This window comes from Mycobacterium innocens, assembly GCF_900566055.1.
In the GTDB taxonomy this organism is placed as follows: domain Bacteria; phylum Actinomycetota; class Actinomycetes; order Mycobacteriales; family Mycobacteriaceae; genus Mycobacterium; species Mycobacterium innocens.
On the sequence record NZ_UPHQ01000138.1, the window covers coordinates 23,273 to 33,370 of the forward strand.

At 65.3% G+C, this 10,098-nt stretch carries 9 protein-coding genes and 2 pseudogenes; 3 read left to right on the forward strand and 8 right to left on the reverse strand.

What is annotated here, in order from left to right; all coding sequences use genetic code 11:
• Positions 1-18: 18 nt before the first annotated feature.
• The 4 genes from EET03_RS14715 to EET03_RS14730 form a co-directional block, all read right to left on the reverse strand.
• Positions 19-1,086: an acyl-CoA dehydrogenase family protein gene (locus EET03_RS14715; protein ID WP_075544034.1), complete on the reverse strand. Its 1,068-nt coding sequence runs from the start codon at positions 1,084-1,086 to the stop codon at positions 19-21.
• Positions 1,083-1,559, reverse strand: a complete 477-nt coding sequence (gene cynS, locus EET03_RS14720) for a cyanase (RefSeq protein WP_082274784.1) — start codon at positions 1,557-1,559, stop codon at positions 1,083-1,085. The genes EET03_RS14715 and cynS overlap by 4 nt, the downstream gene beginning before the upstream one ends.
• 10 nt (positions 1,560-1,569) lie before the next feature.
• Positions 1,570-2,094, reverse strand: coding sequence for an OsmC family protein (locus EET03_RS14725; protein ID WP_075544033.1), 525 nt, complete (start codon positions 2,092-2,094; stop codon positions 1,570-1,572).
• A gap of 173 nt (positions 2,095-2,267) precedes the next feature.
• Positions 2,268-3,104: a DUF3097 domain-containing protein gene (locus tag EET03_RS14730; RefSeq protein WP_075544032.1), complete on the reverse strand. Its 837-nt coding sequence runs from the start codon at positions 3,102-3,104 to the stop codon at positions 2,268-2,270.
• 205 nt (positions 3,105-3,309) lie between these two features.
• Between EET03_RS14730 and EET03_RS14735 the strand changes: the two are divergent.
• Positions 3,310-3,788 (forward strand): annotated as a pseudogene (locus EET03_RS14735) (tyrosine-type recombinase/integrase); the annotation flags it as partial.
• A 539-nt stretch (positions 3,789-4,327) separates the two neighbouring features.
• Entirely contained in the window at positions 4,328-4,591 is a 264-nt protein-coding gene (locus EET03_RS14740; RefSeq protein WP_075544030.1) for a hypothetical protein, read from the forward strand.
• Positions 4,592-4,648: 57 nt separating this feature from the next.
• On the opposite strand, the gene EET03_RS14745 is transcribed toward EET03_RS14740, so the two are convergent.
• From EET03_RS14745 to cmtR, 3 genes are all read right to left on the reverse strand, one after another.
• Positions 4,649-6,973 (reverse strand): heavy metal translocating P-type ATPase, encoded by a 2,325-nt coding sequence (locus EET03_RS14745; protein WP_099193550.1) that lies wholly within the window; start codon positions 6,971-6,973, stop codon positions 4,649-4,651.
• A 163-nt stretch (positions 6,974-7,136) separates the two neighbouring features.
• A complete protein-coding gene (locus EET03_RS14750) occupies positions 7,137-7,433 on the reverse strand; it encodes a DUF1490 family protein (protein ID WP_099194193.1) in 297 nt (98 codons plus the stop codon).
• A gap of 79 nt (positions 7,434-7,512) precedes the next feature.
• Entirely contained in the window at positions 7,513-7,872 is a 360-nt protein-coding gene (gene cmtR / locus EET03_RS14755) for a Cd(II)/Pb(II)-sensing metalloregulatory transcriptional regulator CmtR (protein WP_063472753.1), read from the reverse strand.
• Positions 7,873-8,042: 170 nt separating this feature from the next.
• On the opposite strand from cmtR, the pseudogene EET03_RS14760 reads away from it, so the two are divergent.
• Positions 8,043-9,040, forward strand: a pseudogene (locus tag EET03_RS14760) (IS3 family transposase); the annotation flags it as partial.
• A gap of 64 nt (positions 9,041-9,104) precedes the next feature.
• Here EET03_RS14760 and EET03_RS14765 read toward each other — a convergent pair.
• Complete coding sequence (locus EET03_RS14765) at positions 9,105-9,545, reverse strand: DUF4189 domain-containing protein (protein ID WP_063472755.1); 441 nt, start codon at positions 9,543-9,545, stop codon at positions 9,105-9,107.
• Positions 9,546-10,098 lie beyond the last annotated feature (553 nt).

Here is a 10,098-nt window from a genome sequence, read left to right on the forward strand (position 1 = left end):
GTCGACCCGAGCGGTCACTCAACAGCATCCCCCCAGTTCCCATCGCAGCTGCGCCTCCGACGGCGACTGCACGGGCAGGAATGCGGCTTCCCGGTATCGGCGGCTCGCCGGCGTCCTGCTGGCATAGCCCTTGCCGCCGGCCGTACGAATCTCCAGCGCGGCGCTGGCACTGGCGATTTCGGCCGCGCTGAGGCGTAGCGAGAGCAACTCCTTCTTGCTCGGCGGTTGCTGGCCGCCGACCGATGCGGCCACGCTGGCCAAGGTGGTCTCGGCCAGCGCCAGCTTTCCCGCGATCAGGTCGACGTCGGGGGCGAACACCGAATTCACTCCGGTGAGGCCGATCCTGCATTGCGTCAGCGTGGTCTTGGCCAGCCCGAGACACATTGCCGACTGCAGTACCAGGAAGGTGGGGCGAACCGCGTCCAGAAACCCGTCGAAGTCGGTGGACAGCACCTGCTCATCGCCCACGTACACATCGGTCAACTCCAGATACGACGAGGCCGTGCTGCCCATCGCCAAGAGTTCGAAGTGGTCACCGATGGTGATACCCGGTGTGCTCAACGGCACGGCCACGATCAATTTGTCGCCGCGTTCGGTGCGCGCCGCGGTCACCAAGACGGAGTCGTGGTACAGGTTGCTGGCCCACCTGATCGACCCGCTCAGCTGGTAACCGCCCGGGACGGCTGCGGCGGTGAGCTCGAGGCTGCCGCAGCCGGCCGCGTCTTTGAAGGCTGCTGCCATTCCGGTGATGCCCAGCGCGGTGCCGGCCAGCAGCGGCTGGACCACGGCCATGCTGTATTCCGTTGCGGCGGTGAGTAAGTACTCGATCGCCATCCGGTTGGCCCACACGCAGAATCCGGTGCTCATGCACTCGCCGGAGATCATTCGGATCACCTGGGCCATCTGTGGCAGCCGTCCGTCGATGTTGCCGGGAGCGCCAAGCCCGAGCAGTCCGACGGCCCCCAGGCCCGCAAAGCTGCGGCGGGCGGTGTCGTCTCCGCGGTCCAGCACACCGGCGTGCGCGCGGATGTCTGCCAGCAGCTCCGAATCGAGCAAGTCGATCGCGGCGTCGATAGTCGCGGTCACGACATGACCTCCTGTTCCGTGTTGTTCCATGTGTAGTCGAGAAACTTGCCGTCGAAGGTCACAATCACCCGATCACCTTGCGGATCCGGGCGACGCCGCACACTCATCCGGAAGTTGATGGCGCTCATGATCCCGTCGCCGAACTCCTCGGCGATCAGCTCCTTGAGAGCGGGCCCGTAGAGCGACAGCGCCTCATAGAACCGGTAGATCGTAGGATCCGCCGACGCCGATTCGCCGGATCCCCGGTAGGGCGTCAACTGCAGAGCGGCGACCGCGTCGTCGTCAAGGTCGAGCAGTGCCGCGACGGTCGCGGCGTCGTCAGCCGACAGCGGATGCTGGCCGAGGAGCGCCGCTACGGTCCACACCCGGTCCTTGCCGATTGCCTCGGCGATCTTGGTCCAGCTCAATCCCTTCGCCATCCGGGCCAGCTTGATGGCCTCGGCGAGCTGCAGCCTGGTCGCGTTGTAAGTCACGTGGCGATGCCTAGTCGACGGTCAGGGTCGAGTCGACGGTGGCCGGACGGCGGAACGTGTTCACCACGGGCGACCAGGCGATCGCGGTGTCGTGGATCTCCTGCAACGTCTGGTCGTCGGCATCACCGGCCAGGGCGACGCGGCAGCGCACCGCGGTGAAGCCGAGGACCTTGCCGGCCGGGGTGTCGCCGACGCCCCACACGGCGGAGATGTCGATGTCACCTTCCATCTCGACCTCGATCTTGGTCAGGGTCACGCCACGGTGGGTGGCGTTGGCCAGCAGGCCCACCGAGATGCAGGATCCCAGGGCCGCCAAAGTCGTCTCCGACGGGTTGGGCGCCGAGTCGTCACCCAGCAGCGCGGGGGGTTCGCCGACGAGCATCGGCGCCAGGTCGCGCACGTAGGTCATGTTGCGAAAGCCGCTTTCACATACCGTCTTGGCTTTCAGTGTCTTCTTGCCCGTGCTGGGGTCGGTCTTGGCGCTGCACGACAGCCGGTCCAGGCCTTCGGCATCGATGACAAGCACGTCGGTCATGTCGACTCCTCCGTTTCTTTCCAAAGCAAATAGTTTTCGGTGTCAAGCTTTAGTGCTCGGCGGACGCGCAGACGTGACGACAATCGGCAGTCTTTTACACGATCGACACAAAGCTCACCTGGATGAACATGGCCGCCCGTAGTTTTCCCGCTGCCAGCGGGTCGCCTGGGCAGCTAGGCGGCAGGCTGGGTAACGAAGTCGATGAGTTCTTCGACCCGGCTGATCAGCGCGGGCTCCAGATCGTTCCAGTCGCGGACCGTCGAACGGATACGCCGCCACGCCGTGGCGATGTCCGCCTGGTCGGCGTGCGGCCAGCCCAGCGCCTGACACACTCCGTGCTTCCACTCGATGTGCCGGGGTACGCTCGGCCACGCCTGCAGGCCGAGCCGGTGCGGTTTGACGGCCTGCCAGATGTCGACATAGGGGTGACCGACGACCAGGGTGTCCGCGCCACCCGGCCCCTGACGCACCGCGTCGGCAATGCGCGCCTCTTTCGACCCGGGAACCAGGTGGTCCACAAGAACGCCGAGTCGACAGCGCGGTCCGGGCCGGAAATCGGCGACGATGCGCACCAGGTCGTCGACGCCGCCGAGGTGCTCCACCACGACGCCTTCGATGCGCAGGTCCTCCCCCCAGACCTGTGCGATGAGCTCGGCGTCGTGACGGCCCTCGACGTAGATCCGGCTGGCACGGGCAACCCGGGCGCGGGCACCGGGAACCGCGACCGACCCGGATGCCGTTCGCTTCGGCGTGACCGGCGCCCGGCGGCGCGGCGCAGTGAGGATTACCGGTCGACCGTCGAGCAGGTAACCGGGCCCGAGCGGGAAACCGCAGGTCTTACCGTGGCGGTCTTCGAGGTCGATGCGGCCGTATTCGACTCGGACCACGGCGCCGACGTAGCCGGTTTGGGCGTCCTCGACCACCATCCCGATCTCGACCGGATGCTCGACCGATCGCGGCGTGCGCCGCCCTCCCCCGGACAAGACGTCGCTGCCATAACGATCCACCACGCGGCAATACTAGGCAGTCGCTCGCCGGACCCTGTTGCGGCGCGCCGTGGCCGTCTAGCCAAAATGCCTGTCCCGGAGTGGCTTTGATGCTGTGGGCGCCGTGGCGCCAGGTGGATGACATCGGGCGGGAGAACATCGGCGGCCCCGCCACAGCCAAACCCATCGGCTCTTGAAATCTCAATATTGGTAAGCATAGACGGCGCCCCGCCCGATAGACGCCGAGGATCCTGATTCGTTCGTGGCCAAGCTGCGGTACCAGCTGACCAAGGTCGACGGCGCGGATCCGGCCATTCTGGTCGAGCAGGCGGTGGTCAACGTGATTGTTGAACAACAGAAATGGTTGGCCACGACGTTTCCCCGCCTCGAGCCCAAGTACTTGTTCATCGGCGCCAAAGCAACCCCAACGGGCAGCGCCCGCGCCCGTACGCCGCCTACTCACAGTTGCTGGCCAAACTCGACGATCTGCGTGGCCTGACTGACGGGGCAGGAAAACCCGTTGCGATTCAGCCAAACTCACCGACTACGACACACCCGGGCAACCGAGCTTCGCAACGACGGGGTACCGATCCACGTCGTGCAGCGCTACCTCGGAGTCCGGAGATCACGCTGCGCTACGCCGCCACCTTGGCGGCCACCGCCGAAGCCGAATTTCTCAAACACAAGAAGATCGGCGCCCAGGCATCTCTCAAGACGCTGGCTGCCCACACCCAGAAGAGGCGGGACTCGGTCGACACGCGGGCCCCGAAGGCGCTCCAAGGCCTACGCCGCGAAAAGGCCGACATCACCATCAGCAGTGTGGCCCGCCGCGCCGGAGTGACCCGCAAGAGCATCCACAACCGGCCCAAACTGCTAGCCCAGATCGAAGCGCACCGAACGTTGGCGGTGGTTTCGGACGAGCCCCAGTCGGCATCCGGCGGCGCCGAATCGGGCATCATAGCCGCGCTGCGTAACCGGCTGACCGTCAAAGACACAGATCGCGCAGCTACGAGCTGAACTACGCGAACGCGACAACATCATCGCGGTTCTACAAGGAGAACTGGAACGACTCGCCGCGGGCACCTAGGCAACCCCTGCGCCCGATGCGGCTGCCAACCTGCGAGGCCACCCCGTTTGCTACGACCACCGTCGCTACCTTCCTCATATTTAGGACATTAAATAGTTAATGGCCTATATACTGCTGGTATGGCTTGCGAGTCTGTCGCCGGTAGTGTGACATCGTCAGCATGAACAGCCACAACATCGTTTACGGCGACCACCTCGCCGCGCTCACTACCCAGCTCCGGCGCAACCGTGCCACGATCACCCGGCGGCGCACCTCACTGCGGGAGGCCCTTGACCGTCAGAAGCGGTTCATCCGTGAAGCGCTCGACCAAGGCATGCCCCCAAGGAAGATCGCTCGCCTCAGTGGGCTCACCGAAGGGCGGATAAGTCAGATCCGCAACGAAGGCGGGCCCGCCGTGAGCATGTTCGACCTCATCGAGGGCTAGCCCACCGCACTCAAAAGAATCCGGACACCGACCCGTGTCCCTGCGGTGGTGAGGTCCTCAGATGTCGTGGGCGGGGCCCGTCAGTGATTTGATGCGTCCGGCGCGCACGCCGTTGACGATGACGATGATCTCGGTGAGCTCGTGGACGAATACGACGGCGGCCAGGCCGAGGGTCCCGAACAGCGCCAGGGGCATGAGCACAGTGATGATGCCTAGCGAGAGTCCGACGTTTTGCAGCATGATCTGTCGGGAGCGGCGGGCGTGTTCGAGCGCTTGGGTCAGGTGACGCAGGTCTTGGCCCATCAGCGCGATGTCGGCGGTTTCGATGGCGACGTCGGTTCCCATGGCGCCCATGGCGATTCCCAGGTCTGCGGCGGCCAGGGCCGGGGCGTCGTTGACGCCGTCACCGACCATGGCGGTGGGCCGCTGAGCACGTAACTGGCCGACTAGGCGCGCTTTGTCTTCAGGGCGCAGTTCGGCATAGACCTGCGCGATTCCGGCTTGGGCGGCCAGAGCGGCGGCGGTGGCGTGGTTGTCGCCGGTGAGCACCGCGACCTCATAGCCGTCGGCGCGGAGTCTGGTGATGACTTCGGCGGCTTCAGGGCGTAGTTCGTCGCGTACGGCGATCGCGCCGAGGAGCAGCTCGTCGCGCTCAACGAGAACCGCTGTGGCCCCGGCGTGTTGCATCCGTGCCACCTGATCGGTGAGGTCGCCGGGGTCCAGCCAGCCGGGCCGTCCCAATCGCAGCGCATGTCCGTCGAGATAGCCGGTCAGCCCGGCACCAGGGACGGCTTGCACATCGTCAGCGGCGGCTATCGGCTGTTCGGCGGCGGCGAGGATCGCCGCGGCGAGTGGATGTTCACTGCGCGCCTCCAAGGCGACCGCGACCGCCAGCACCTCCTCTCGGGTGGCGCCATTAGTGGTGGCGATGTCGATCACGACGGGCCGGTTAGCCGTCAACGTTCCGGTCTTATCCAGGGCAAGTCCGCCGATGGTGCCCAACGCTTCCAGCGCGGCCCCACCCTTAATCAGCACGCCGAGTCGGGACGCGGCACCGATAGCCGCCACCACCGACACCGGCACCGCAATGGCCAGCGCGCACGGAGAAGCCGCGACCAGCACCACCAGCGCGCGTTGGACCCAGACCGCAGGACTGCCAACGACGCTGCCGATCCCGGCGATCAACACCCCGGCGATCATGATGCCCGGCACCATCGGTCGCGCGATGCGGTCGGCCAGTCGCTGGCTGGCGCCTTTGCGGGCCTGCTCGGCTTCCACGATGTGCACGATGCGGGCCAGCGAGTTGTCCTCGGCAGTGGCGGTGACTTGCACCTGCAGCACCCCGGAACCGTTGATCGACCCGGCGAACACCTCATCCCCCGGTCCCGCCTCCACCGGCACCGATTCACCGGTGATCGCCGAAATGTCCAGGGCGCTGCGCCCGGAACGCACCACGCCATCGGTGGCCAGGCGTTCGCCGGGTTTGACGATCATCTGATCGCCAACCCGCAGATCGGCTGCGGCGACCACGATCTCGGCGCCGTCCCGCAGCACCGTGGCCTCATCAGGCACCAGGGAGAGCAGAGCGCGTAAACCGCGGCGCGTGCGCGCCACCGCGTACTCTTCCAGGCCCTCACTGATCGAAAACAGGAATCCCAGCATGGCGGCCTCGCCGACCTGACCCAGTGCCACCGCTCCTGCCGCGGCGATGGTCATCAGGGTGCCGACACCGATGCGGCCCCGCGCCAGCCGCATGAGGCTGGACGGTGCGAACGTCGAAGCCCCCACCGCCAGCGCCAAGACCTTCAACCCCAGGGCCACCGGCCCGAAGGGGGTAAGCCATGCGGTCACCGCCGAGGCGGTCAGCAGCACCCCGGACAACGCGGCTCGCCGCAGTTTGACCACTTGCCACAGCCGCTCAGGCACGTCGTCGTCATCGTGGTCACAGCAGCCGTCACTAAACGCTCCGGCCGCCTGCGCGGTCACCGCCCTTCCCGCACCACTATCGTTGCCGCCCTGTCCCGACCGCGTTCGCTCGGCCCAGTCGAAGATCTTCTGCACCACACCGGGCTTGCTGTTATCAACAGAGTGCGGGGCACGCGCGGGCACCGATGCTGCCGGGATCCGCTCGGCATCGCAGATCGCCGGCAGGATCTCGTCTAGATCGAGGACCCCCGGCGAATACCGGATCACCACCGATGCCGTGCGGGGATAGGCCTGCACGGCTTGCACCCCGGCGACCTTGCCGACCGCGTCCTCGATCGCGACGGCCCGGACCGTGTCGAAACGAAAACCATTGATGCGCAGACGCATCCGTCCCGCGCCAGCCGAAATAACGGTCAGCCCGATCCCGGCACCAGGGGCCGTATCAATGGTCAGCATGAGCGCCTCCCTCGTCGTGGATATTCACTCACCGATCGACATCAGTCAGTGCGGTTTCGAACACTCACACAGCTCGTCGAGCCAGCGGCCCACGCTGCCCGGCCCATCTTTCGTTTCGCCGCCGCCCACACACCATCGCCAACCAATCGGCGACAGCCGCAGGTCAGCAGCAATCGTCCTTATCGCAGTGATTGTGGGTCTGGGTGCCGACCGGAAGTGAGGCGTCATCGCCGATGCGGTCGCGAGCCTCGGCCACCACGTCGGCGACCCGCAGCCGGGCTGACTCGGCCGCCACCTCCGCGCGCCGGGTTCCCCGCAAACCCCACTCCGTGGCAGCCACCGCGGCCCGGTGAATCGGAGCCGGACCCACCGCCTTACGCAGCACCTCGTAGGCGCTGACCCCGACCAGTCCGGTGACCACCGTCGAGGCAGCCTTGACCAACAGTACGTGCGCAACCATCGCGAGCTCTCCTATTCCATTCTGTCGCAACATAATTAGTTTATTCAGCCGTTCGGATAGCCAAGGTCGATGACGGGGATTATCGGCTACCCGTCACCTCGACCTCGTCAGCGCACGGGGCCTGCTCGCCGACGCAAGGTTGGTCGGTGTCCACCGCAAGCACCACCTGAACCAATTCCCCCAATGCCTGGGCCAGGTGACTGTCAGCCAGGCCGTACCGAACCTGCCGGCCCTCATAGGTCGCGATCACCAACCCGCAACCCCGCAAACACGACAAATGATTCGACACATTCGAACGCGTCAGCCCCAGGCGCGACGCCAACTGGCCCGGATAGCAAACGCCGTCCAGCAATGCCACCAGGATCCGGCACCGGGTCGGATCAGCCAGTGCCCGGCCTAGACGGGCCAACGCCGATTCCCGCACCTCACACTTCAGCATCCATAAAACAGTACATCCAGCACTGATATAACAGCAAGGGCTGACCTATCCTGAGGCCACTGTCCGTGCCGGGCCACCATCCAAAGTCTCATCGGCCGAACTTGCTGCCCAAAAACCATTGAACCGTCCCCGGTTTTATGCGCACTTCCTTTGTTGGGAAGGATGGCGCGATGCCGAGCAAGTACGACGAGAACACCAAGGCCAGAGCGGTGCGACTGGTCCGGGAACACCGCGACGACTATGACAGCGAGTGGGCGGCGATGAAGGCGATCGCGGGCCGGCTGGGGATGAACGCGGAGACGCTGCGCAAGTGGGTTCGCCAGGCCGAGGTCGACGCCGGTGAGACGGCAGGGATATCCAGCGAGGAGAGCCGGGAGCTGCGGGAGCTACGCCGCAAGACCAGGGAGCTTGAGGCAACGATCGAAATCCTCAAGGCCGCAACGACTTTCTTCGCGCGGGAGTGCGACCCGCTACACCGCTGATCTGTGCGTTCATCGACGAACACAAGGAGCGGTTCGGGGTCGTACCGATCTGCCGCGCCCTGGCTATCCAGGGCGTGGCGATCGCCCCGCGCACCTACTGGGCGCACCGCTCGTCGGCGACGTCAAAACGGGCCCTGTGGGACACCACGATCACCGAGATCCTGGCCGGCTACTACCAACCCGATGCCGACGGGAAACGCCCACCGGAGAGCCTCTACGGCAGCCTGAAGATGTGGGCGCACCTGCAACGCCAAGGCATCCCGGTGGCGCGGCGCACGCTGGAACGGATCATGCGGCACAACGATTGGCGAGGCGTCATGCGTGCTCGCCGCCCACCGCGCACCACCGAGCCAGACCCGGCCGCGGCCCGCACGCCGGACCTGGTGGGCCGGCGCTGGCGCGTTGCCGCAACCAACCTGCTGGACGTGGCCGACTTTACCTATGTTCGGCTCGACACCAGCGGGTTCGGCTACACCGCATTCGTTGTCGATGCCTATGCCGGGCTGATCCCCGGCTGGGAGTGTTCGATGGTCAAAGACACCGGATTCGTCGAGCGGGCGTTACGCCACGCCGCAACTTTCCGGGCACGTCAGGGCCATCCGTTCAGCGACACAATTCATCACAGCGATTATGCCGAGATTTGCGTTAAGCCGAGGAATCGTGAGACGGCCTGTTTGGGTGGGCTGGCTGAGGAATTCCTCGGCTTAAAGATGTTTAAGGCGTGAAGATGCCCTCGAGGATCATGGACGCCTAGTTGCACGCCCAGTTGACGATCCACCCGCCGCCGAGGCGGTTCGTGGCGTCGTCTTCTGCGACGCGGCGCGTAAGGCCCACTCCCCCTGCGAAATCCGAGCCATTGTAGGCGACCGCGCCGCATTGCTTGAAGTTGCTAATCACTTTGCAACTGATGTCGCCACACTGCTCCAATGCGACTTGCGCTGCTCGTTCCGGGCTTCGCTGGTGCCACGCCTTGCCCGACGCGCCGCTGGGGGCGAAGGCGATGGCCCCATAGTGGATAGTCGGCGGGACCGGCAGCTCGGGTAGCATACCCATATCTGACATCATCACTTCCGACATCGTGCGGTTGTCGAGATAGGCACCTACCGGCGCAATCACCAGGATGGCCAGCCCGGTCGCAGCCCCCAGTCCGGCGGCCCCCAACGCGAACAGGCGTCGACGTTTCGTCATCATTTCCTGACCCCTTTCTGCGGTCGGTACTTCAGTACTTCAGTGGGTTGAGCAGGGTGAAATACTCACCCCGACCGGCCCCCTCCTCGGGGCCAGCACTATCGTGGCTGCCGGTGAAAATTCTGCGCCTGCCAGAGCGGTCTTCTGGCGACCAGACCCGGAAGAAGACCGCTGACACTGCGATCATGACGCTGGCGGTGACGCCTACCCCGGTCAAGACCTGATCCAATCGACGAGGCCGACCAGATCGATCGTCACACCAAGAGCACCCAACCACCCCAACCGGTTCGGCCATGGGTGCCGGCATTTGCGCCATGCTTGCACATCATGCCACATGTATACCCAACGGGGGTAGGGAATTGAGGCCCTAAAATTTGTCGTCTTGCGGTCGTGTGGTGGTCGCGTGCGCGTCATCCCCTAACGCCACTAAGGACTCGTGATTAAATAACGTCGTTTTTGCTGGTTTCGGGCGCTACGGTTGTGCTATGGCGGATCTGGCGGACTCGGTGGCGCGGCGGTACGCGGTGATGGGACCGCATTTGTCGGAGTTTCAGCG

Coding starts and splice junctions, on each gene's coding strand:
- cmtR (WP_063472753.1), bottom strand. CDS start 7,872: ATGCTGAAGTGTGAGGTGCGGGAATCGGCGTTGGCCCGTCTAGGCCGG.
- EET03_RS14725 (WP_075544033.1), bottom strand. CDS start 2,094: ATGACCGACGTGCTTGTCATCGATGCCGAAGGCCTGGACCGGCTGTCG.
- EET03_RS14750 (WP_099194193.1), bottom strand. CDS start 7,433: ATGGTTGCGCACGTACTGTTGGTCAAGGCTGCCTCGACGGTGGTCACC.
- EET03_RS14745 (WP_099193550.1), bottom strand. CDS start 6,973: ATGCTGACCATTGATACGGCCCCTGGTGCCGGGATCGGGCTGACCGTT.
- EET03_RS14765 (WP_063472755.1), bottom strand. CDS start 9,545: ATGATGACGAAACGTCGACGCCTGTTCGCGTTGGGGGCCGCCGGACTG.
- EET03_RS14740 (WP_075544030.1), top strand. CDS start 4,328: ATGAACAGCCACAACATCGTTTACGGCGACCACCTCGCCGCGCTCACT.